We start from the raw sequence: 23,539 nt of genomic DNA on the forward strand, positions 1-23,539 counted from the left end.
AAATTAAAGGAGAAAAATTTGATGAGATACATAACTCTTGGTCAAGATGATAAAGAATTATCAGAAATTGTTCTAGGAATGATGAGAATAAAAGATAAGTCTGTAAAAGAAGTTGAAGAGCTTGTAGAAACAGCACTGTCTATTGGAATCAATGCCTTTGACTTGGCTGATATATATGGTCGTGGTCGTTGTGAAGAACTGTTAGGTCTTGTCCTAAAAAATCGTCCAGATTTAAGAGAAAAGATGTGGATTCAGTCAAAATGTGGAATTCGCATGGAAGAATTTACCTATTTTGATTTTTCTAAGGACTATATTATAAAATCAGTTGACGGAATTTTGCAAAGATTGAAGATTGATCATATAGATAGCTTGCTTCTTCATCGACCAGATGCTTTGATGGAATCTGACCAAGTAGCAGAAGCCTTTGATCTCCTTTATAAACAAGGTAAGGTCCGAAATTTTGGAGTTTCTAATCAAAATCCTATGATGATGGAGTTACTTAAAAAAGATGTCAAGCAGCCGTTAGCTGTTAATCAGCTACAATTGAGTGCGGCCTTTACTCCAGGATTCGAATCAGGTTTTCATGTTAATATGGAAGATAGTCAAGCAGCTATGCGAGATGGCAGCATTTTTGAATATTGCAAGTTAAACGATGTGGTCATTCAAGCATGGTCTGTCTTACAATTCGGGTATTTTAAAGGGAATTTTGTTGGAAATGAGAAATTTCAAGCTTTGAATCAAGTACTTGATCGTTTAGCTTTTAAATATGGAGTAACCCCTTCAACTATTGCCATTTCTTGGATATTGCGTTATCCAGCAAAAATGCAGGCAGTCGTAGGTACAACCAATCCTAAGCATTTGATAGAAGTTAGCCAAGCGGCAAACTTTAGTTTAACAAGAAAAGAGTGGTATGAAATTTACCTTGCAGCAGGGAATAATTTGCCGTAAGTAGAAGCAGATGTAAATAAATCACAGTCAAAAAGCCGTGTAAAGCGGTTTTTTGTTATAATGAAGGGAAGAATTATTGATATTAAAGGAGAATAACATGACATTTGAAGAAATGCTGCCTGGCTTAAAGGCTAAGAAAAAATATGTACGAACAGGTTGGGGAGGAGCTGAAAACTATGTCCAACTCTTTGACACCATTGAACAAAACGGGGTTGCACTTGAAGTGACACCCTATTTCCTAATCAACGTGTCTGGAGAAGGAGAAGGTTTTTCCATGTGGAGTCCGACACCTTGTGATGTTTTGGCGACGGATTGGGTAGAAGTGCATGACTAGACGTGTATTGATTACAGGAGTGAGTTCAGGGATTGGTCTGGCTCAAGCTCGCCTCTTTTTAGAGAATGGCTATCAAGTTTATGGAGTGGATAAAGGTGAAAATCCACTCTTAGAGGGTGATTTTCACTTTTTACAGAGAGATTTGACCTTGGACTTAGAACCAATTTTTGACTGGTGTTCTCAGGTAAATATTTTGTGCAATACTGCTGGAGTTTTGGATGATTACAAACCACTGTTGGAACAAACAGCGCAGGAAATTCAAGAGATTTTTGAAATTAACTATGTAACTCCAGTTGAGTTGACTCGGTATTATTTGATTCAAATGTTGGAGAATAAAAAAGGAATCCTTATCAATATGTGCTCCATTGCTTCTAGCCTAGCAGGTGGAGGTGGTCACGCCTATACTTCCTCTAAGCATGCTTTGGCTGGCTTCACCAAGCAGTTGGCTCTAGACTATGCTGAAACTGGGATTCAGGTTTTTGGTATCGCTCCAGGAGCAGTCAAGACAGCTATGACCGCTGCGGACTTTGAGCCAGGTGGCTTGGCTGACTGGGTGGCGAGTGAAACACCAATCAAACGCTGGATTGAACCAGAAGAAGTGGCAGAAGTCAGTCTCTTTTTGGCCAGTGGAAAGGCCTCTGCTATGCAGGGACAAATTCTGACAATAGATGGTGGCTGGTCTTTGAAGTAGGGGTAGTTGGATGGAAATTCAAGAAATCACAGAAGAGAATGCATCGTCATTAGTCTTGAAGATCAAGGCAGAGTTATTAGGATTTCCAGAACTGCACAAGACTTCTTAAATGAATTGGAAGGTGAATGATGAGAAACCAACTTGCCCTTAGTGGCGAAAAACTTGATGAAAAAGTTTACCCACAACTATTTCATCATGTTGGTATGATTCGTGGGGAATATTTGTTGAGAGAGCTTAATCAAAACATCATATTAGCAAGTTGTCAGCAATTTGTAAAAGATTATCTAGAGACTATCTGCTCCCTGTACTCAGATGAAGAAGTTTGGTATCGTTTTACTGAATTAACGAATACAGAAGCTAATTGTCTAAAGGGGACTAAAGAGTATTTTGATGAAAATCATCCCTTATTTGGATATAGAGGAATTAGGCGTTTGCTGGCGTGTCTGGATGAATTTCAGGCTGAAGCACATGTCGTTACAGAAGTTTATCAAAACAATCCCAATCTATCTGTTATCTTTCCTTTTGTCAATGACGCTGAGCAGTTAAAGCAAGCTATTAGAGTATTGCGTCATCAAGGTTTTACTGGGAAAATTGCCACGATGATTGAATTACCGTCAGCATATTTTGACTTAGACAGCATACTGGAAGCTGGTATTTCAAAGATTGTAGTTGGAATGAATGATTTGACTTCTTTTGTTTTTGCGACTGTGAGAAACAGTCAATGGCATGATATGGAAAGTCCAATAATGTTAGATATGCTAAGAGATATGCAGGATAAAGCAAGGATGAAAAAGATTGACTTTGCTGTAGCAGGCTATCTGAATGATTCTTTCATACAAAAAATGAATCAGTTGGGTATCAAGTGCATTATTCACTACAGTTCTATTCTAGAGATTTTTAATTTAGAGATTGACCATCCAGACCACCTCAAACGTGTAAAAGAAGAGAGTAAAAAATTACAAAGGAGCAACCCATGACACCTCAAGAAATGTGGAATGCCTACAAGCAAATCAACCCCTCAATTGGAGATGAGATAGATGCCTGGGCTTTTGGAGAGGAAGCCGATTTCTTGGCAGATTTGGTTTTAAAAGGCTCAAAGACAGCGACCGCATCAGCTTATGATCTTTATGCAGTTGATAACGAACCCCTGCCACAAGAAGGGACGTTTGACATCATTTTAGATGGGCAAGATCAGGCTGTCTGTATTGTCGAAATTACAAGGGTTTCCGTTCAGCCCTTTAATCAAGTGTCAGCTGATCATGCCTTCAAGGAAGGGGAGGGAGACAAATCCCTAGCCTATTGGCGTCAGGTTCATGAGGACTTTTTCACCGAGTGGATGAGGGAGGCTGGGCTGACTTTTACACCTGAAAGCAAGGTTGTTTTAGAAGAATTTCGCAAGGTCTACCCACTGTAGACTGTTAGACGGAAGAAAGTTTTGGAAATCACCGTCCAATCCTTTTTTCTTAAGCAAAAAATGATATAATAAGTTTGTTTGAAGAAGAGCCCTAGCTCTTAAACTTAGATAGGAGAAAACTATGCAAGCAGTTGAACATTTTATTCAGCAATTTGTTCCTGAACATTATGATTTATTTTTAGACTTGAGTCGTGAGACCAAGACGTTTTCAGGGAAGGTGACCATCACTGGTCAAGCACAGAGTGACCGTATTTCCCTTCACCAAAAAGACTTGGAAATCGCTTCTGTAGAAGTTGCAGGGGAAGCTCGTCCATTCACAGTTGACCATGACAATGAAGCTCTTCATATCGAATTGGCTGAGGCTGGTCAAGTTGAATTGCTTCTTGCCTTTTCTGGTAAAATCACAGATAACATGACAGGGATTTATCCTTCATACTACACAGTTGATGGTGTCAAGAAGGAAGTCTTGTCAACACAATTCGAGAGCCATTTTGCGCGTGAAGCCTTCCCATGTGTGGATGAGCCAGAAGCCAAAGCAACTTTTGATCTTGCTCTACGTTTTGATCAAGCAGAAGGTGAATTGGCCTTGTCTAACATGCCAGAGATTGAAGTTGAAAACCGTAAGGAAACAGGTATTTGGAAGTTTGAGACAACACCTCGCATGTCTTCTTACTTGTTAGCCTTTGTTGCGGGTGATTTGCAAGGTGTGACAGCTAAAACTAAAAACGGTACCCTCGTAGGTGTTTACTCAACCAAAGCTCATCCACTATCAAATCTTGATTTCTCACTAGATATCGCTGTTCGCTCCATCGAGTTTTACGAAGATTACTACGGAGTCAAGTACCCAATCCCTCAATCTCTTCATATCGCCCTCCCTGACTTCTCGGCTGGTGCTATGGAAAACTGGGGTCTTGTGACCTACCGTGAAGTTTACTTGGTTGTGGATGAGAACTCAACATTTGCTAGCCGTCAACAAGTTGCCCTTGTTGTGGCACATGAATTGGCTCACCAATGGTTTGGAAATCTCGTTACTATGAAATGGTGGGATGACCTTTGGCTTAATGAAAGCTTTGCGAACATGATGGAGTACGTCTGTGTGGATGCCATTGAACCAAGCTGGAATATCTTTGAAGATTTCCAAACAGGTGGAGTACCTCTTGCTCTTGAACGTGACGCTACTGATGGCGTTCAGTCTGTCCACGTCGAAGTTAAACATCCAGATGAAATTAATACACTCTTTGACGGCGCTATCGTCTATGCCAAAGGAAGCCGTCTCATGCACATGCTTCGCCGTTGGCTAGGAGATGCTGATTTTGCTAAAGGTTTGCACGCTTACTTTGAAAAACACCAATACAGCAACACCATTGGTAGTGACCTTTGGGATGCCCTTGGTCAAGCGTCAGGACGTGATGTCGCAGCCTTCATGGATTCTTGGTTGGAACAGCCTGGTTACCCAGTTCTTACTGTCAAAGTTGAAAATGATGTATTGAAGATTTCACAAAAACAATTCTTTATCGGTGAGCACGAAGATAAGAACCGTCTCTGGGTGGTGCCACTCAACAGCAACTGGAAAGGCTTGCCTGATACACTTGAAACTGAAAGCATCGAAATCCCTGGTTACGCAGCTCTTCTTGCTGAAAACAAAACAGCACTTCGCCTCAACACAGAAAATACAGCCCACTACATTACAGACTATCAAGGAGACTTGTTAGATGCTGTTCTTGCTGACCTAGTTGATCTTGATAACACAAGCAAATTGCAAATCGTCCAAGAACGTCGTTTGCTTGCTGAGGCTGGGCACATTTCTTATGCTGACTTGCTCCCAGTTCTTGATAAACTTGCCAAGGAAGAGTCTTACCTTGTCGTTTCAGCTGTTTCTGAAGTAATTTTTGCCCTTGAGCGCTTTATCGATGAAGGAACAGAAGCTGAAACAGCCTTCAAAGCACTAGTTGCTAAATTGGCTCGTCATAACTATGACCGTCTTGGTTTTGAAGCTAAAGACGGAGAATCAGATGAGGATGAATTGGTTCGTCAGTTAGCCATTTCTATGATGATTCGCTCAAATGATGAAGAAGCTAGTCAAGTCGCTAGCCAAATCTTCGCGGTTCACAAGGAGAATCTTGCAGGACTTCCAGCAGCTATTCGCTCACAAGTTCTGATCAATGAGATGAAACATCATGAGACTAAAGACTTGTTAGCACTTTATCTTGATACTTATACTCACGCAACAGATGCTGTCTTTAAACGTCAGCTGGCAGCAGCTCTTGCCTACAGTACAGATGCGGACAATATCCAAACCTTGATTGCTTCTTGGAAGGACAAATTTGTGGTCAAACCACAGGACTTGTCTGCTTGGTATTACCAATTCCTAGCTCACCAAGTAACTCAGGAAACAGCTTGGTCTTGGGCCCGTGAAAACTGGGCTTGGATTAAGGCAGCTCTTGGAGGAGATATGAGCTTTGATAGCTTTGTTATCCTTCCTGCGCATGTATTTAAGACTCAGCAACGCTTGGCGGAATACAAAGAATTCTTTGAACCGCAACTTTCTGACCTTGCTCTAAGCCGTAATATTGGTATGGGAATCAAAGAAATTGCAGCGCGTGTTGACTTGATTAATCGTGAAAAAGCTGCAGTGGAATCAGTCGTTCTTCAATATGGTAAAGCGTAAACATTCGTAAAATCATAAAAAACTCAGCTATCTAATGTAAAATGCAGAGAGTTGAGTTTTTTTTAAGGCAAATTTGGTATAATGGTTTTAATAAGGAGGAGTTTCTCATGATAAAAATCTTATTGGTTGAGGATGACCTAGGCCTGTCAAATTCAGTATTTGACTTTTTAGACGATTTTGCGGATGTCATGCAGGTATTTGATGGGGAAGAAGGTCTCTACGAAGCTGAGAGTGGCGTGTATGACTTGATTTTGCTCGATTTGATGTTGCCAGAAAAAAATGGCTTCCAAGTCTTGAAAGAATTGCGTGAAAAGGGAATTACGACACCAGTTTTAATCATGACTGCCAAGGAAAGTTTGGATGATAAGGGACATGGATTTGAACTAGGAGCAGATGATTATCTAACCAAGCCTTTCTATCTTGAAGAACTCAAAATGCGGATTCAAGCCCTTCTAAAACGTTCAGGCAAATTTAATGAAAATACCTTGTCTTATGGAAATCTTGTTGTTAATCTATCGACAAATACAGTGAAAGTAGAAGATACTCCAGTCGAATTATTGGGAAAAGAGTTTGATTTACTGGTTTATTTCCTTCAAAATCAAAATGTTATTTTGCCTAAGACTCAGATTTTTGATCGTCTATGGGGATTTGATAGTGACACGACTATTTCTGTTGTCGAAGTTTATGTTTCAAAAGTCCGTAAGAAATTAAAGGGAACTACCTTTGCAGAGAATTTACAGACCTTGCGCAGTGTTGGGTATATTTTAAAAGATGTTCAATAAGATAAAAAAAACGTGGTACGCAGATGACTTTAGTTATTTTATACGAAACTTCGGAATATTTACCTTGATTTTTTCGACCATGACCTTGATTATTTTACAGGTTATGCATTCGAGTCTATATACTTCGGTGGATGATAAGCTTCATGGTCTTAGTGAAAACCCTCAAGCAGTGATTCAGTTGGCATTAAACAGAGCGACAGAGGAAATAAAAGACTTAGAGAATGCTAAGGTAGATGCAAGTAAGGCAGAGACTAAACCGAATGTTAGTTCCAATACAGAAGTCATTCTTTTTGATAAAAATTTTACCCAGCTCCTTTCTGGAAACCGATTTTTGGGATTGGATAAGATTAAGTTAGAGAAGAAAGAACTAGGACATATCTATCAGATTCAAGTTTTTAATAGCTATGGACAAGAAGAAATTTATCGCATGATTTTGATGGAAACGAATATTAGTTCGGTTTCAACCAATATCAAGTATGCGGCTGTCTTGATTAATACCAGTCAGTTGGAGCAGGCAAGTCAAAAGCATGAGCAACTAATTGTCATTGTTATGGCGAGTTTTTGGATGTTATCTTTAATAGCCAGTCTTTATCTTGCAAGAGTGAGTGTACGTCCCTTGTTAGAGAGTATGCAAAAACAACAATCTTTTGTGGAGAATGCAAGCCATGAACTTCGAACTCCCTTAGCCGTTTTACAAAATCGCTTGGAGACTCTTTTTCGTAAGCCAGAAGCAACTATTATGGATGTTAGTGAAAGTATCGCTTCTAGTCTAGAAGAAGTGAGAAATATGCGATTTTTAACCACTAATTTACTAAATCTGGCTAGGAGAGACGACGGGATAAAACCTGACCTTGCCGAAGTTCCCACTAGTTTTTTCAATACAACCTTTACAAACTATGAGATGATTGCTTCAGAAAATGAGAAGATTTTTCGATTTGAAAATCGTGTCCATCGTACCATTGTTACCGACCCACTTCTTTTAAAACAATTGATGACTATTTTATTTGATAATGCCATCAAGTATACAGAAGAAGACGGTGAGATTGAATTTGTTATTTCAGCAACGGATAGACACCTTTCCTTAATGGTATCAGATAATGGGGTAGGAATTTCAGTAGATGATAAAAAGAAAATTTTTGATCGATTTTATCGTGTAGATAAGGCCAGAACCCGTCAAAAAGGTGGATTTGGTTTAGGGCTCTCTTTAGCCAAGCAAATAGTAGATGCTTTAAAAGGAACCATTACCGTTAAAGATAACAAACCTAGAGGAACAATATTTGAAGTAAAGGTAGCTATACAGACACCATCTAAGAAGAAAAAATAGAAAAATCTCGCTCCAGATGGGCGAGATTTTTCTATTTCTTAAATTTTCGTTTGATAACAGAACGTTGAAGTTTTAAAATAAATAAACTAGACACGATAGCTGCAGTGAAAGCAAGAGCAGTTGATAGATTTAATGCTAAAAATAGAAAACTAAAGATAGCTATGCAAATGCAAAAAACAGCGATATTTACAAAAAAAAGAATTTCATTGAGATTGGCATCATCTTGAACTTCAGGCGCATAATCTTGATAGCGAGGGCCTTGTTCCTTTAATTCATCTTGATACTCTACCTCATATGATTGTAATTTTCTTACGGGCATGATTCTCTCCTTAACAGTACCTATCTATTTTATCATTTTTTCGGCATATATTTATTACAGAAAGGTTACAAAACTAATAAAGTCTCTTTTCACCTTTAAAGTTAAAATTTTTGACACTCCGGTTATAAAGTGATAGCATGAGTATACCCTTATAATTTTTTATAATTATTAAAATTTGTGAATATGATCAAAAGTTAAAGTTATCGATTTTAAGATTGCTTGAATACCCATATTGTAAGTAATAGATTCTAGTGATTGCTTTATCTAATTAAAGATGTGAGAGTTATTTTGAATTCATCTAGTTATGGTTTTTTTCTAAAGTTTGTTTTAGACTAGTGCCATTAGTTGAATAGTTAAAGGGGTTTAGCATGTATCTTGCTATTAAAGAAATGTTACAAAACAAACTGCGCTATAGTTTGATTTTAACAACGATTTTTCTGATTACTTTTATGGTCTTTTTTATGACCAGTTTAGCATTGGGACTTGTTCGAAATAACCGAGCTGCCATAGATAATTGGCAGGCGAGTGGAGTAGTTCTGTCTGACTATGCCAATGATAATTTAACTGCTTCCTTTATTCCAGAAAAAGACTATCAAGATAAGGTGTCGGACGATGCTGCCCCTCTAGGATATATGTTTGCGGTGACAAATTTGGTTGATAGTAGTGAGAAGGTTAATGTATCTGTTTTTGGACAAAAGTGGGATAGTTTTATCTCACCAGAGTTGGTTCAAGGTAACTACCCTGAAAAGGATGATGAAGTTGTTGTAGATCACTCCTTAGAAAACTATGGCATTAAACTGGGAGATGCTATCCAGTTGAATGGAAGTGATACTAGTTATAAAATCGTTGGGCTTACTATAGGAAATAAGTTTTTTACAGAACCTGTTGTCTTTACGAGTTTGACAACTTATTGGACTTTACAAGGTACTATCAATTCAAATCGTTCTATCTCTAGCTTGGTTCTAAAAAATGATATGGATGTAAGTGGTGATAATTTAAAACAAATCACTATCCAAGGAATGATTTCAAAAATTCCTGGATACACGCCTCAAGTGAATGTGTTTTTAGGGATGATTCTGGCTATGATGATTATCACCGGACTTATTGTAGGAATTTTCATCTATATTATTACGATTCAAAAGCTAGGTCTTTATGGGATTATGCGAGCCCAAGGAATTCAGATTAAAACCATTGTATGGTCTCTCTTCTGTCAAATCTTCCTTTTAGCTGGCATGGGGATTGGCTTAGCATTACTGGCTATTGGGGGAGTGATTTTAGTCTTACCAGGGACCTTCTTTTTCTATACAAGTTGGTTAGCCTACTCCGCTCTTAGTATAGTGATTTGCTTGATGGCACTGTTTGGTGGAGTTATTTCTCTCCCACGCTTACTTAAAGTAGATCCTATCACAGCCATTGCAGAATGATAAGGGGGAGAATATGACAACATTGATTGAAATGATTCAAGTAACGAAAAGTTACGGAGAGGGTAAGATGAAAGTTACAGCCCTACATGAGACAAATTTTAAATTACAGGCAGGAGAATTTGTTGCTATCGTCGGACCTTCAGGTTCTGGCAAAACGACCTTTCTAACAACTCTAGGGCAATTGCAAGCTGCATCTAGTGGAAACATTTTAGTGAAGGGAAAAGAGACGGGAAATCTATCTGAAAAAGAAAAAACAACTTTGCGTTTTAAAGAATTTGGGTTTATCCTTCAGGCATCGAATCTGATTCCTTTTTTAACAGTTAAGGAACAGTTAGATTTAATAGACCGATTAGACAAGGATAAAAATCAGAGAAGTGATCGACAAGAATTATTTGATTTGTTGGATTTGGAAAAGGTTCAAAATCAATACCCCAAAGCTTTATCTGGTGGAGAACATCAACGTGCAGCTATTGCTAGAGCTCTTTACAATAATCCAAGCATTGTACTTGCAGATGAGCCAACAGCTAGTCTTGATACAGAGCGTGCCTATCAAGTAACAAATATGCTAGCATCTATTGCACACGAGCAAGGTAGAGGAGTAGTGATGATTACGCACGATACTCGTCTTCTAGATAAGGTGGACCGTGTTTATGTGATGAACGATGGACACCTTACTGAAAAAAAGTAGATAACTAATGAAAGAGTGGACTGTGTAGAATCAGTTCACTTTTTTAGTGACTAAATTAGATTCTCTTTTTAAAACAACTTGTATTCATAGATGAATTTGCGGAAATATGGTATAATTTTCCTTATGGAAAAGATTATTATTACAGCAACTGCTGAAAGTATTGAACAAGTTAAACAACTGCTCGAAGCTGGTGTAGATCGTATCTATGTCGGCGAGAAAGATTTTGGTCTTCGTCTCCCAGCAACCTTTAGTTATGACCAATTGCGTGAAATCGCTACTCTGGTTCATGATGCGGATAAGGAATTGATTGTTGCGGTCAATGCCCTTATGCACCAAAGCATGATGGATAGTCTCAAGCCTTTCCTTGATTTCTTAGAAGAAATTAAGACAGACTTTATCACAATAGGGGATGCTGGTGTCTTTTATGTGGTTAACCGTGATGGCTATTCATTTAAGACTATCTATGATGCCTCAACTATGGTAACCAGCAGTCGTCAGATTAATTTTTGGCACCAAAAGGCTGGAGCATCTGAAGCCGTTTTGGCACGTGAAATCCCATCTGCAGAGCTCTTTAAGATGCCAGAAATTTTGGAAATCCCAGCTGAGGTCTTGGTTTATGGTGCTAGTGTTATTCACCATTCAAAGCGCCCCCTTTTACAAAACTACTACAACTTTACTCACATTGATGATGAAAAGACACGTCAACGTGATCTCTTTTTAGCTGAGCCAAGTGATCCAGAGAGTCATTATTCTATCTTTGAGGACAATCATGGGACTCATATCTTTGCAAATAATGACCTTGACTTGATGACTAAATTAACAGAGTTGGTAGAACATGGTTTTACCCACTGGAAGTTAGAAGGCCTCTATACACCAGGTCAGAACTTTGTTGAGATTGCTAAACTCTTTATTCAAGCTCGTAGTTTGATTCAAGAAGGTAACTTCAGCCATGACCAGGCTTTCTTGCTAGATGAAGAAGTTCGTAAATTGCACCCTAAAAATCGTTTCCTTGATACAGGATTTTATGATTACGATCCGGATATGGTAAAATAAACTATAATCATAATTGAGAGAAGCAAGATTTATGATTTCTTCTCTCAATTTTTTCTTTTTATTGAAATAATAAAGGTAATATTAGGTTTTCTTTGCTTTAAATAGAAGAATTGTGAAGTCAAAAACTGATTTTAATGGTGAAAATTTCCCGATTTTCCGAGTGCTAAATCGGCCTTTTTTTGGTATAATTTTTTATAATGAAAACGACCAGTAATCGCTATGTAGTTGTTGATTTAGAGGCAACAAGCACCGGCAGTAAAGCTAAAATTATCCAAGTGGGAATTGTTGTAATTGAGGACGGGAAAATCGTTGATCAGTATACGACAGATGTAAATCCGCATGAACTATTGGATTCTCATATTAAAGATTTAACTGGATTGACAGATCAACGTTTAGCACAAGCCCCTGATTTTTCGCAAGTAGCTAGAGACATTTTTAATTTGGTTGAGAATGGAATTTTTGTAGCTCACAATGTGCAGTTTGATGCCAATCTTTTAGCTGAACATCTCTTTTTCGAAGGCTATGAATTGAGAACTCCAAGAGTTGATACTGTTGAATTAGCTCAAGTATTTTTCCCAAAATTAGAAAAATACAGCTTATCTTTTTTGTGTCGAGAATTAGGGATTTCTTTAAAACACGCTCATACTGCTCTCTCAGATGCTCAGGCTACGGCAGAGTTACTTCTTTTACTTCGGAAAAAGATATCGCAATTGCCCAAAGTCCTTTTGGAACGCTTGCTTAGCCTTTCTGATGCATTATTGTATGAATCTTACCTTGTTATTGAGGAAATTTTTCAAAATCAATCTCTCATAGATTCCTCAGATTTAGTTGAAGTACAAGGTATTTATTTTAAGAGACCTTCAGCATATTTGGAGTCAAGAAAGCTCTCTCAAGATTTTTCTAAAAATATTTCTCTGTTGGATTTGGAACTGAGAGAAACCCAAGAAACCTTTGCAAAAGAGGTTGATAAACTCTTGGAGAATGAAAGGGTATCTCTTATTCAAGCTCCAACTGGTATTGGCAAAACATATGGCTATCTATTACCAGCTTTGTCAAAAGTTGATCAGCGTCAAATTGTTCTTAGTGTGCCTACAAAGATTCTCCAGAATCAAATTATGGAACAAGAAGGAAATCGTCTTAAAGAAGTATTTCATATTGATAGTCATTCTTTAAAGGGACCTCATAATTATCTGAAATTGGACGCGTTTTATCAATCCTTACAAAGAAAAGATGAAAATAGACTATTTTCCCGATTTAAAATGCAACTTTTAGTCTGGCTTACAGAGACAGAGACTGGAGATTTTGATGAAATTGGGCAACTTTATCGTTACCAACATTTCCTAAAAGAAATACGTCATGATGGGTACCTATCATCTAAAAGTTTATTTTCATCAGAAGATTTTTGGAAGAGAAGTCAGGAGAAAGCGAAAAGATGTCAGTTGATCATAACCAATCATGCCTATCTTGTAACTAGACTAGAAGATGATCCTGATTTTGTGGCCAATCGATTGCTACTGATTGATGAAGTGCAAAAGATTTTACTGACTTTAGAAAATCTGCTTCAACAGACCTATGATCTTCAGTATATTGTTGATATAATTGATTCAGCATTACAGGAAGAGCAGACCAAGGTTCAACAGCGTTTGCTAGAAAGTATTCGTTTTGAGTGTATTTACTTGATTGAACAATTTCAATCAGGCAAGTCTAGAAAAAACATGTTTGACTCACTTTCGAATTTGCAACTGTATTTTTCTGAAATCAGAGTGGAAAGTTTTGAGGAGCTTACTCGATTTTTTACGTCTGATTGTGATTATTGGTTAGAATTTAGTGAAGGTAGTCAAAAAAAAGTTCAAATTTCTTCTTCTAAATCAGGTCGTATTCTTTTATCGTCTTTACTACCTGAATCTTGCCAAATATTGGGGGTCTCGGCGACGCTAGAAATTAGCAAGAGAGTCTCTTTGTCTACCTTATTAGGCTACCCTGAAGCAAGATTTGTTAAGATTGATGCCAGTAAAAAACAAGATCAAGAGGTTGTTCTTGTTAAAGACTTTCCGTTGGTGACAGAAACTTCTTTAGAAGAGTATGCCAATGAGATTGTTAGTTTGTTGTTGGAGATACAAACCCTTCAGCAACCGATTTTGGTGCTATTTACTGCTAAAGATCTCTTATTGTCAGTTTCTGATAAATTGCCTGTCAACCATCTAGCTCAATATAAAAACGGAGATGTTCATCAACTTAAGAAACGTTTTGAAAAAGGGGAGCAGAAAATTCTTCTCGGTGCAACTAGTTTCTGGGAAGGAGTTGATTTTTCTACTCATCCTTTTGTCATTCAAATTGTACCAAGATTGCCTTTTCAAAATCCTCAGGAACCCTTAACAAAAAAAATCAATCAGGAACTTAGCCAAGAGGGGAAGAATCCTTTTTATGATTATCAGCTTCCTATGGCTATTATTCGTTTGAAGCAGGCTCTAGGAAGAAGTATGAGACTAGAACACCAACGTGCTTTAACGCTCATCTTAGATAACAGAATGGTTGGAAAACGCTATGCGAAACAAATAGTGACTTCTTTATCAAAAGAAGCAACTATTAAGACTCTTGCTAAATCTGAAATAAAGAAGGCTATTCAGGATTTTTTAAATGAATTTTAACAAAAATTATAGTATGAAAGTATAAGGTTATTGTATATGAAACGTTCTCTCGACTCCCGAGTCGATTATAGTTTACTCTTGCCAGTTTTTTTTCTACTGGTAATTGGTGTGGTAGCTATTTATATAGCTGTAAGTCATGATTATCCAAATAACATTTTGCCGATTTTAGGACAACAAGTTGCCTGGATTGCTCTTGGTCTTGTAATTAGCTTTGTAGTCATGCTATTTAACACAGAATTTCTGTGGAAAGTAACTCCTTTGTTATATATTTTTGGATTGGGATTGATGGTGCTCCCGTTAGTATTTTATAACCCCAACTTAGTTGCATCAACGGGTGCTAAAAACTGGGTTTCATTTAATGGAATTACTTTATTTCAACCATCTGAATTTATGAAGATATCTTATATTCTCATATTGTCACGTCTTGTTGTACAATTCACCCAAAAGCATAAGGATTGGAGGAGAAGCATTCCTTTGGATTTCTTATTGATTGTTTGGATGATTGCTTTTACTATTCCTGTTTTAGTTCTCCTAGCTTTACAAAGTGACCTGGGGACAGCACTGGTGTTTGTAGCGATTTTTTCAGGAATGGTTCTGATATCTGGTGTTTCGTGGAAAATAATTATTCCAGTATTTGTAACAGCTGTGACAGGAATTGCAGGATTTCTTGCAATTTTTATAAATAAGGATGGAAGAGCCTTTCTCTATCAAATAGGTATGCCGACCTATCAAATAAATCGTATCCTAGCGTGGCTTAATCCTTTTGATTTTGCTCAAACTACAACTTATCAACAGGCTCAAGGTCAGATTGCTATTGGTAGTGGTGGTTTGTTTGGTCAGGGCTTTAATGCTTCTAATCTGCTAATCCCAGTTAGAGAAAGTGATATGATTTTTACTGTTATAGCAGAGGATTTTGGTTTTATAGGATCGGTTTTTGTCATCGTTTTGTATCTACTTTTGATTTATCGTATGTTGAAAATTACTCTAAAATCAAATAACCAGTTTTATACATATATTTCAACAGGTTTTATCATGATGTTGCTTTTCCACATTTTTGAAAATATTGGTGCCGTGACAGGCTTACTCCCTTTGACAGGAATACCACTTCCCTTTATTTCACAAGGTGGCTCTGCAATTATTAGTAATCTAATTGGTGTTGGTTTACTACTTTCAATGAGTTATCAGTTAACCATTACAGAAGAAATAAATGGAAGAGTACCATCTAGAAGAAAAAAAATTATCCTAAAACAAATAAAATGAGGTGTCTATTATGTTTAAAGTTGCAGTTGTACTAGCAGATGGTTTTGAAGAAATTGAAGCTCTAACAGTTGTGGATGTCTTACGTCGAGCAAATATTGACTGTGATATGGTTGGTTTTAAGGAACAGGTTACAGGGTCACATGCCATTCAAGTGAAAGCTGATCTTGTCTTTGATGGAGATTTATCAGATTATGATTTGCTTGTTTTACCTGGAGGTATGCCAGGGTCAGTTCATTTACGTGATAATAATGCCCTGATTTCTGAAATTCAATCATTTGAACAAGCAGGGAAGAAAATAGCAGCTATTTGTGCTGCACCGATTGCCCTTCACCAAGCAGGCGTTCTAAAAAATAAGCAATTTACTTGCTATGATGGTGTTCAAGAACAGATAAGTGATGGAAAATATATTAAGAAAACCGTTCATGTAGATGGCCACTTAATAACTAGTCGTGGACCAGCTACAGCACTTGCCTTTGCTTATGAGTTAGTGGATCAACTCGGTGGTGATTCTGCAAGTTTGAGAGAAGGAATGCTCTATCGAGATGTTTTTGAAAAAAATCAGTAAAGCGAGAATTTTCTCGCTTTTTTGTGTGGAAATGACAGGGAAATCATCGCTTTTTTAGCAAAAAAATGGTATAATGAAAGCTATGAAATATCACGATTACATATGGGATTTAGGTGGAACGTTACTGGATAATTATGAGACGTCTACAGCTGCTTTTGTAGAAACATTAGCAGAGTATGGAATTGTCCAAGATCATGATAGTGTGTATCAAGCTTTAAAAATTTCTACTGACTTTGCAATTGTAACATTTGCTCCCAATTTAGAGAGTTTTTTAGAGAAATATAAGGAAAATGAGGCAAGAGAGCTAGAACATCCTATCTTGTTTGATGGTGTGTCAGTTTTGTTGGAGGATATTTCACGACAAGGTGGCCGTCATTTTTTGATTTCCCATAGAGATGATCAAGTGGTGGAAATTTTGGAGAAAACAAATATCGCTAGTTACTTTACAGAAGTAGTGACATCTAGTTCAGGATTTGAGAGAAAACCTAATCCTGAGTCCATGCTTTATTTGAAGGATAAATATAACATTAATTCTGGTCTTGTCATCGGAGATCGACCAATCGACGTAGAAGCAGGACAGGCAGCTGGTTTAGATACTCATTTATTTGAAAGTATTGAAAAGTTGAGACAAGAATTAGACATGTAAGAAAAAGGAATAAGATGACAGAAAAAATCAAAAATATAGAGGCACAGGACTATGATGCCAGTCAAATTCAAGTTTTAGAGGGTCTAGAGGCCGTACGGATGCGTCCAGGGATGTACATCGGTTCAACCTCAAAAGAAGGTCTTCATCATCTAGTTTGGGAAATCGTAGATAACTCAATTGATGAAGCCTTGGCCGGTTTTGCTAGCCATATCCAAGTCTTTATTGAACCAGATGATTCGATTACAGTTGTAGATGATGGTCGTGGTATCCCAGTTGATATTCAAGAAAAAACAGGCCGTCCAGCTGTTGAAACCGTCTTTACTGTCCTTCACGCAGGAGGAAAATTTGGCGGTGGTGGCTACAAGGTTTCAGGGGGGCTTCATGGAGTTGGTTCATCAGTTGTTAATGCTCTTTCAACTCAACTTGATGTTCAGGTTCACAAAAACGGTAAGATTCATTACCAAGAGTACCGTAGAGGTCATGTTGTTGCAGATTTAGAGGTTATTGGAGATACAGATAAAACTGGAACAACAGTCCACTTCACACCAGATCCAGAAATCTTTACTGAAACAACCACTTTTGACTTTGATAAATTAAATAAACGTATTCAAGAATTGGCCTTTCTAAATCGTGGTTTACAAATTTCCATCACAGATAAGCGTGAAGGTTTGGAACAAACCAAGCATTACCATTATGAGGGTGGGATTGCTAGTTACGTTAAATACATCAACGAAAACAAGGATGTTATCTTTGATACACCAATCTATACTGACGGTGAGATGGATGATATCACAGTTGAAGTAGCCATGCAGTACACAACGGGTTACCATGAAAATGTCATGAGTTTCGCCAATAATATCCACACCCATGAAGGTGGAACGCATGAACAAGGTTTCCGTACAGCCTTGACACGTGTTATCAATGATTATGCCCGTAAGAGTAAATTGCTAAAAGACAATGAAGACAACTTAACAGGGGAAGATGTTCGCGAAGGATTAACTGCTGTGATCTCAGTTAAACACCCAAATCCACAGTTTGAAGGACAAACTAAGACCAAACTGGGGAATAGCGAAGTGGTCAAGATTACCAATCGTCTCTTCAGTGATGCCTTTTCCGATTTTCTCATGGAAAATCCTCAAATTGCAAAACGCATTGTAGAAAAAGGAATTCTGGCTGCTAAGGCTCGTGTAGCTGCTAAACGTGCTCGTGAAGTGACTCGTAAGAAGTCAGGTTTGGAAATTTCTAACCTTCCAGGTAAACTAGCGGACTGCTCATCTAACAATCCTGCTGAAACAGAACTCTTCATTGTCGAAGGAGATTCGGCTGGTGGATCAGCAAAATCTGGACGAAATCGTGAATTTCAAGCTATCTTACCAATTCGTGGTAAAATCTTGAATGTTGAAAAAGCTACTATGGACAAGATTTTAGCTAACGAAGAAATTCGTAGTCTCTTCACAGCTATGGGAACAGGATTTGGTGCAGAATTTGATGTCAATAAAGCTCGCTATCAAAAATTGGTATTGATGACAGATGCCGATGTTGATGGAGCGCATATTCGTACTCTCTTACTAACCTTGATCTATCGCTATATGAAACCGATCTTAGAAGCAGGTTATGTTTATATTGCTCAACCACCAATTTATGGTGTTAAGGTGGGAAGTGAAATTAAAGAATACATCCAGCCAGGCGCAGATCAAGAAATTAAACTCCAAGAAGCCTTAGCGCGTCATAGTGAAGGTCGAGCAAAACCAATCATCCAACGGTATAAGGGTCTTGGTGAAATGGACGATCACCAATTGTGGGAAACAACAATGGATCCTGAACATCGCTTGATGGCCAGAGTTTCCGTTGATGATGCAGCTGAAGCAGATAAAATCTTTGATATGTTGATGGGAGATCGAGTAGAACCTCGCCGTGAATTTATCGAAGAAAATGCTGTCTATAGTACATTGGATATCTAAAAATAGGGTGAAGTAGTTCCCTTGGTCTAAAAAATATGATATAATCATTACGATTGTTTCAAGTAAAAAAGGAGTTTAATATGTCAGGTAGTTTACTAATCTATCTTATAATTGCAATTGCAATATTCTTGCTTATCGGCTATGCTATTGCAATTTATGTAAAGAAACGAAATGAAAATAAATTAGCAAGTTTAGAAGAGAAAAAAGAAGAGCTCTATAATCTCCCAGTTAATGATGAAGTTGAAGCTGTAAAAAATATGCACTTAATAGGGCAAAGTCAAGTGACTTTCCGTGAATGGAATCAAAAATGGGTTGATTTATCTCTCAATTCTTTTGCTGATATTGAGAACAACCTTTTTGAGGCAGAAGGATACAATAACTCGTTTCGTTTTTTCAAAGCAAGTCATAAAATTGACCAAATTGAGAGTCAAATTACCTTAATTGAAGAAGATATTGCTGAGATTCGAAATGCTTTGGCAGAACTAGAAAAACAAGAGTCTAAAAATAGTGGTCGTGTTCCTCATACTTTAGATTTATTTGAAGAACTTCAGCATAGGGTTGCTGATCATTCTGAAGAATATGGTCAGGGATTGTCTGAAATTGAAAAACAATTGGAGAATATCCAATCAGAATTCTCTCAGTTTGTAACCTTGAATTCTTCTGGGGATCCGGTTGAAGCTGCTGTGATTTTGGATAAGGCTGAAAATCATATTTTGGCTTTGAGTCATATTGTAGATCGTATGCCAGCAATTGTAAAAAGTTTAACTAAAGATCTTCCTGATCAATTAGAAGATTTAGAAGATGGTTATCGAAAACTTTTAGAAGCAAACTATCATTTTGTTGAAACTGATATAGAAGCTCGTTTCCAATTACTTTATGTAGCCTTAAAGACAAACAATGAAAATATTGCACGTCTAGAATTGGACAATGCCGAGTACGAAAATAATCAAGTTCAAGAAGAAATTAATGCCCTTTATGATATCTTTACAAGAGAAATCGCTGCACAAAAAGTGGTTGATGGTTTGGTAACAACACTTCCTACTTATGTCCAACACATGAAGGAAAATAATTCTGTACTAATAGATGATATTGATCGTTTAAGCAAGAACTATTCGCTTTCTGAAACTGATTTTAGTCATGTTCGCCGTCTTCAAGCAGAATTAGAAAACTATGAGATGGCTATTTCAGAAGTAACTTCTGAACAAGATGAACCAACTCAAGCTTATTCAGTTATTGAAGAAAACCTTAAATCTTTACAGGAAAATCTCAAAGAAATTGAAGATGAGCAAATTTCAGTTAGTGAGCATCTTGCTCGTATTGAGAAAGATGACTTAAATGCTCGTCAAAAAGCTACAATTTATGTTAATCGTCTTCATACAATTAAGAGATTTATGGAAAAACGTAACTTACCAGGTATTCCACAATCTTTCTTGAAGTTATTCTTTGCAGCTAGCAATAACACAGAAAATCTAATGTCTGAATTAGATCAAAAATTGGTGAATATAGAATCGGTTAACCGTATGCTTGAAATTACAACAAGTGATATGGAAGCTTTAGAGTCTGAGACATATGATATTGTACAATATGCAACATTAACAGAACAGTTATTACAATATTCTAATCGTTATCGCTCATTTGATGATCGTATTCAGGAAGCATTTAATGAAGCTCTTGAAATTTTTGAAAAAGAGTTTGACTATCATGCTTCATTCGATAAGATTTCGGAAGCTTTGGAAGTTGCAGAGCCAGGTGTTACTAAACGCTTTGTTACTTCATATGAGAAAACACGTGAGTCGATTCATTTTTAATAAAAGTCAAAAGGATTTAATTTGGTGAAAATCAAATTAAATCCTTTTCTATTGTCTTATGTTTATATTACAGATTGAAAATAGCTATGTAAAAAGTCTTAGAGACGTTATTAAATGTATAGCAGTCTTTCTAAAAACATTAAAATTGCAGAATCATAAATGCTACATTTTAAAATCAATTTTATAGAAAATGATATTACCTTGAAGCAAAAGGGTAAACTTTATCTTTAAATCAGTAAATGTTAATGATTAGAATAGGGGATTTAATTTAACTGAGTTCTAATGAAAAAATAGGCTAACTAGAATGGGTAAAATCTCCACTAAAATAAAAGATTAGTGTATGTTGTATTTTAGTCCTTTAAAAGTTATTGTAAAAAATGAAATGATGAAAGGTAAATATTTAGCATTTTCAAAAGATAAAAAGCAACAACTGAGAGAAGTTGTTGCTTTTTATAAGCCTTTTTAATCTTAAACAATACCTTGGGCAATCATAGCGTTTGCTACGTTTTCAAAGGCAGCAATGTTAGCTCCTGCAAGGTAGTCTTTATCAAGACCGTATGTTTCAGCAGTTGTTTTAGCTGTGTTGAAGATGTTTGTCATGATGTCTTTGAGACGTCCATCAACTTCTTCACGAGTCCATGAAAGGCGAAGACTGTTTTGGCTCATTTCAAGGGCTGAAACGGCTACACCACCAGCGTTGGCAGCTTTTGCAGGTCCGTAGAAGATACCATTTTCTTTGTAGACTTTGATGGCATCAAGGTCGCTTGGCATGTTGGCACCTTCAGATACACAGATCACGCCTTGAGCAACCAAACGTTTAGCTGCTTCACCGTTGATTTCGTTTTGAGTCGCACATGGAAGAGCGATGTCATAGTTTCCAGCGTAAGTCCATACAGAACCTTCATGATAAGTAGCAGTTGCTTTCTCAGCTGCATACTCAGTCAAACGAGCGCGACGTTTTTCTTTAACATCAACCAAAAGATCGAAGTCGATACCATTTTCATCGATGACATAACCATTTGAGTCAGATACAGAGATAACAGTTGCACCAAGTTCAGTCGCTTTCTGAAGAGCGTATTGAGCAACGTTACCAGAACCTGAAATAACAACTTTCTTACCAGCGAAGCTATTACCGTTAGCTTTAAGCATTTCTTCAGTGTAGTAAACCAAACCGTAACCAGTTGCTTCTGGACGAATCAAGCTACCACCAAATCCAAGAGGTTTACCAGTCAAGACACCAGCATCAAATTGGTTAAGGCGTTTGTATTGACCGTAAAGGTAACCAATCTCACGTCCACCAACACCGATATCACCAGCAGGTACGTCAAGTGATGGGCCGATGTATTTTTGTAGTTCAGTCATGAAGCTTTGGCAGAAGCGCATCACTTCAGCATCTGTTTTACCTTTAGGATCAAAGTCTGATCCCCCTTTACCTCCACCGATTGGAAGTCCAGTTAAGACGTTTTTAAAGATTTGTTCAAATCCGAGGAATTTTAAAATCCCTTGGTTTACAGTGGGGTGGAAACGAAGTCCGCCTTTGTATGGTCCAACAGCTGAGTTGAATTGAACACGGTAGCCACGGTTTACTTGAACTTTTCCATCACGGTCAACCCAAGGAACACGGAAAGAAATCACGCGCTCTGGCTCTGTGATTCGAGCTAAGATATTTTCTTCGATATACTCAGGGTGTTTTTCAAATACAGGTTCTAAAGTGTTGAAAAATTCTTCAACAGCTTGGAGGAATTCAGCCTCGTGCCCGTTACGAGCTTTCACAGTTTCAAACACGCTTTGGATATATTCTTTAGCAGATGTCATATCGTTCTCCTTAAATTCTAATTTAATTATGTGTGTCATTATAGCAGAATTTTTTTAAGCTGTAAAGAGAAAAACAAAAATTTTCTAAAAATTCTTTCAATTTAGTTTTTATGAGTTTTTGAAATTGGGATTCTTTGAGAATAGATAAAAAACGAACTATAAACGTATAAATAACTTTCTCAAAAAGAAAAACTTAAAGTATGGTATAATATTAGAAATAAATGGACTCTGGAGGATCAAAAATGGTATCAACAAAAACGCAAATTGCTGGTTTTGAATTTGATAATTGCTTGATGAATGCAGCAGGTGTAGCTTGTATGACAGTAGCTGAGTTGGAAGGTGTTAAAAACTCTGCGGCAGGAACTTTTGTGACCAAGACAGCAACCTTGGAATTACGTCAGGGGAATCCTGAACCTCGCTATCAAGATGTTCCATTAGGATCTATCAATTCTATGGGCTTGCCTAATCATGGACTGAATTATTATCTGGATTATCTCCTTGAACTTCAGGCAAAAGAACCAAACCGTACTTTCTTCCTTTCTTTAGTAGGCATGTCTCCAGAGGAAACACATACGATCTTGAAAAAAGTTCAAGAGAGTGATTTTCGTGGTCTGACTGAGCTAAACCTTTCCTGTCCAAATGTTCCAGGTAAACCTCAGATTGCCTATGATTTTGAGACAACAGACCGTATTTTGGCAGAGGTGTTTGCCTACTTCACCAAACCTCTTGGAATTAAATTGCCACCTTATTTTGACATTGTTCACTTTGACCAAGCGGCAGCTATTTTTAACAAGTATCCGCTTAAGTTTGTCAACTGTGTTAACTCTATCGGAAACGGCCTTTATATAGAAGATGAGTCTGTCGTTATCCGTCCTAAAAATGGTTTCGGTGGTATTGGTGGAGAGTATATCAAACCGACTGCTCTTGCTAATGTTCATGCCTTCTATCAACGCTTAAACCCTCAAATCCAAATTATCGGTACAGGAGGAGTGCTGACTGGTCGTGATGCCTTTGAACATATCCTCTGTGGAGCCAGTATGGTGCAGGTAGGAACCACCCTTCACAAAGAAGGTGTCGGTGCTTTTGACCGCATTACCAATGAACTGAAAGCAATCATGGCGGAAAAAGGGTATGAGAGCTTAGAAGATTTTCGTGGGAAATTGCGCTATATCGATTAAATTCATTAAAAAA

At 37.5% G+C, this 23,539-nt stretch carries 21 protein-coding genes; 19 read left to right on the forward strand and 2 right to left on the reverse strand.

The window, feature by feature from the left end:
- Positions 1-21: 21 nt before the first annotated feature.
- The 8 genes from HMPREF1117_RS10795 (at position 22) to HMPREF1117_RS10830 (ending at position 8,161) form a co-directional block, all read left to right on the forward strand.
- Positions 22-948: an aldo/keto reductase gene (locus HMPREF1117_RS10795; RefSeq protein WP_001269448.1), complete on the forward strand. Its 927-nt coding sequence runs from the start codon at positions 22-24 to the stop codon at positions 946-948.
- A 97-nt stretch (positions 949-1,045) separates the two neighbouring features.
- Positions 1,046-1,282, forward strand: a complete 237-nt coding sequence (locus HMPREF1117_RS10800; protein WP_000142162.1) for a DUF2829 domain-containing protein — start codon at positions 1,046-1,048, stop codon at positions 1,280-1,282.
- Positions 1,275-1,973, forward strand: a complete 699-nt coding sequence (locus tag HMPREF1117_RS10805) for a 3-oxoacyl-ACP reductase (protein WP_000198459.1) — start codon at positions 1,275-1,277, stop codon at positions 1,971-1,973. The genes HMPREF1117_RS10800 and HMPREF1117_RS10805 overlap by 8 nt, the downstream gene beginning before the upstream one ends.
- Positions 1,974-2,101: 128 nt before the next feature.
- On the forward strand, positions 2,102-2,950 hold the full coding sequence (locus HMPREF1117_RS10810; protein ID WP_007557504.1) for a putative PEP-binding protein: 849 nt from the start codon (positions 2,102-2,104) through the stop codon (positions 2,948-2,950).
- Positions 2,947-3,387, forward strand: a complete 441-nt coding sequence (locus tag HMPREF1117_RS10815; protein WP_000188810.1) for an ASCH domain-containing protein — start codon at positions 2,947-2,949, stop codon at positions 3,385-3,387. The genes HMPREF1117_RS10810 and HMPREF1117_RS10815 overlap by 4 nt, the downstream gene beginning before the upstream one ends.
- Before the next feature lie 121 nt (positions 3,388-3,508).
- Entirely contained in the window at positions 3,509-6,055 is a 2,547-nt protein-coding gene (locus HMPREF1117_RS10820) for a M1 family metallopeptidase (RefSeq protein ID WP_001149130.1), read from the forward strand.
- A 107-nt stretch (positions 6,056-6,162) separates the two neighbouring features.
- On the forward strand, positions 6,163-6,837 hold the full coding sequence (gene ciaR / locus HMPREF1117_RS10825; RefSeq protein ID WP_000590629.1) for a two-component system response regulator CiaR: 675 nt from the start codon (positions 6,163-6,165) through the stop codon (positions 6,835-6,837).
- Positions 6,827-8,161 carry a sensor histidine kinase gene (locus HMPREF1117_RS10830; protein ID WP_007557509.1) on the forward strand — a complete coding sequence of 445 codons (1,335 nt, stop codon included), beginning with the start codon at positions 6,827-6,829 and terminating at the stop codon, positions 8,159-8,161. The genes ciaR and HMPREF1117_RS10830 overlap by 11 nt, the downstream gene beginning before the upstream one ends.
- Before the next feature lie 31 nt (positions 8,162-8,192).
- Here the strand turns inward: HMPREF1117_RS10830 and HMPREF1117_RS10835 are convergent, their stop codons facing one another.
- On the reverse strand, positions 8,193-8,480 hold the full coding sequence (locus tag HMPREF1117_RS10835; protein WP_001145232.1) for a DUF3270 domain-containing protein: 288 nt from the start codon (positions 8,478-8,480) through the stop codon (positions 8,193-8,195).
- Between the two features lie 368 nt (positions 8,481-8,848).
- On the opposite strand from HMPREF1117_RS10835, the gene HMPREF1117_RS10840 reads away from it, so the two are divergent.
- From HMPREF1117_RS10840 to HMPREF1117_RS12065, 10 genes are all read left to right on the forward strand, one after another.
- Positions 8,849-9,904 carry an ABC transporter permease gene (locus HMPREF1117_RS10840; protein ID WP_000280290.1) on the forward strand — a complete coding sequence of 352 codons (1,056 nt, stop codon included), beginning with the start codon at positions 8,849-8,851 and terminating at the stop codon, positions 9,902-9,904.
- Between the two features lie 13 nt (positions 9,905-9,917).
- Positions 9,918-10,592, forward strand: a complete 675-nt coding sequence (locus HMPREF1117_RS10845) for an ABC transporter ATP-binding protein (protein WP_000209228.1) — start codon at positions 9,918-9,920, stop codon at positions 10,590-10,592.
- A gap of 123 nt (positions 10,593-10,715) precedes the next feature.
- A complete protein-coding gene (locus tag HMPREF1117_RS10850) occupies positions 10,716-11,645 on the forward strand; it encodes a peptidase U32 family protein (RefSeq protein ID WP_000411187.1) in 930 nt (309 codons plus the stop codon).
- A 197-nt stretch (positions 11,646-11,842) separates the two neighbouring features.
- Positions 11,843-14,293, forward strand: coding sequence for a bifunctional DnaQ family exonuclease/ATP-dependent helicase (locus HMPREF1117_RS10855; RefSeq protein WP_000859109.1), 2,451 nt, complete (start codon positions 11,843-11,845; stop codon positions 14,291-14,293).
- Between the two features lie 36 nt (positions 14,294-14,329).
- Entirely contained in the window at positions 14,330-15,553 is a 1,224-nt protein-coding gene (locus HMPREF1117_RS10860) for an FtsW/RodA/SpoVE family cell cycle protein (protein WP_000830669.1), read from the forward strand.
- A gap of 10 nt (positions 15,554-15,563) precedes the next feature.
- On the forward strand, positions 15,564-16,118 hold the full coding sequence (locus HMPREF1117_RS10865) for a DJ-1 family glyoxalase III (protein WP_000477375.1): 555 nt from the start codon (positions 15,564-15,566) through the stop codon (positions 16,116-16,118).
- An 82-nt stretch (positions 16,119-16,200) separates the two neighbouring features.
- Positions 16,201-16,764, forward strand: a complete 564-nt coding sequence (locus tag HMPREF1117_RS10870; RefSeq protein ID WP_025171618.1) for an HAD family hydrolase — start codon at positions 16,201-16,203, stop codon at positions 16,762-16,764.
- A 14-nt stretch (positions 16,765-16,778) separates the two neighbouring features.
- Positions 16,779-18,725 (forward strand): DNA topoisomerase (ATP-hydrolyzing) subunit B, encoded by a 1,947-nt coding sequence (gene gyrB / locus HMPREF1117_RS10875; protein WP_000136622.1) that lies wholly within the window; start codon positions 16,779-16,781, stop codon positions 18,723-18,725.
- An 80-nt stretch (positions 18,726-18,805) separates the two neighbouring features.
- A complete protein-coding gene (gene ezrA / locus HMPREF1117_RS10880; protein WP_000016884.1) occupies positions 18,806-20,533 on the forward strand; it encodes a septation ring formation regulator EzrA in 1,728 nt (575 codons plus the stop codon).
- A 340-nt stretch (positions 20,534-20,873) separates the two neighbouring features.
- A complete protein-coding gene (locus HMPREF1117_RS12065; protein WP_007557537.1) occupies positions 20,874-20,999 on the forward strand; it encodes a hypothetical protein in 126 nt (41 codons plus the stop codon).
- 2 nt (positions 21,000-21,001) lie between these two features.
- Here HMPREF1117_RS12065 and gdhA read toward each other — a convergent pair whose 3' ends face one another.
- Complete coding sequence (gene gdhA / locus HMPREF1117_RS10885; RefSeq protein ID WP_000199542.1) at positions 21,002-22,348, reverse strand: NADP-specific glutamate dehydrogenase; 1,347 nt, start codon at positions 22,346-22,348, stop codon at positions 21,002-21,004.
- 242 nt (positions 22,349-22,590) lie between these two features.
- Between gdhA and HMPREF1117_RS10890 the strand changes: the two genes are divergently transcribed.
- Positions 22,591-23,526 (forward strand): dihydroorotate oxidase, encoded by a 936-nt coding sequence (locus HMPREF1117_RS10890; protein ID WP_007557535.1) that lies wholly within the window; start codon positions 22,591-22,593, stop codon positions 23,524-23,526.
- The last annotated feature ends 13 nt before the right edge of the window (positions 23,527-23,539 follow it).

The organism is Streptococcus sp. SK643 (genome assembly GCF_000259505.1).
In the GTDB taxonomy this organism is placed as follows: Bacteria; Bacillota; Bacilli; order Lactobacillales; family Streptococcaceae; genus Streptococcus.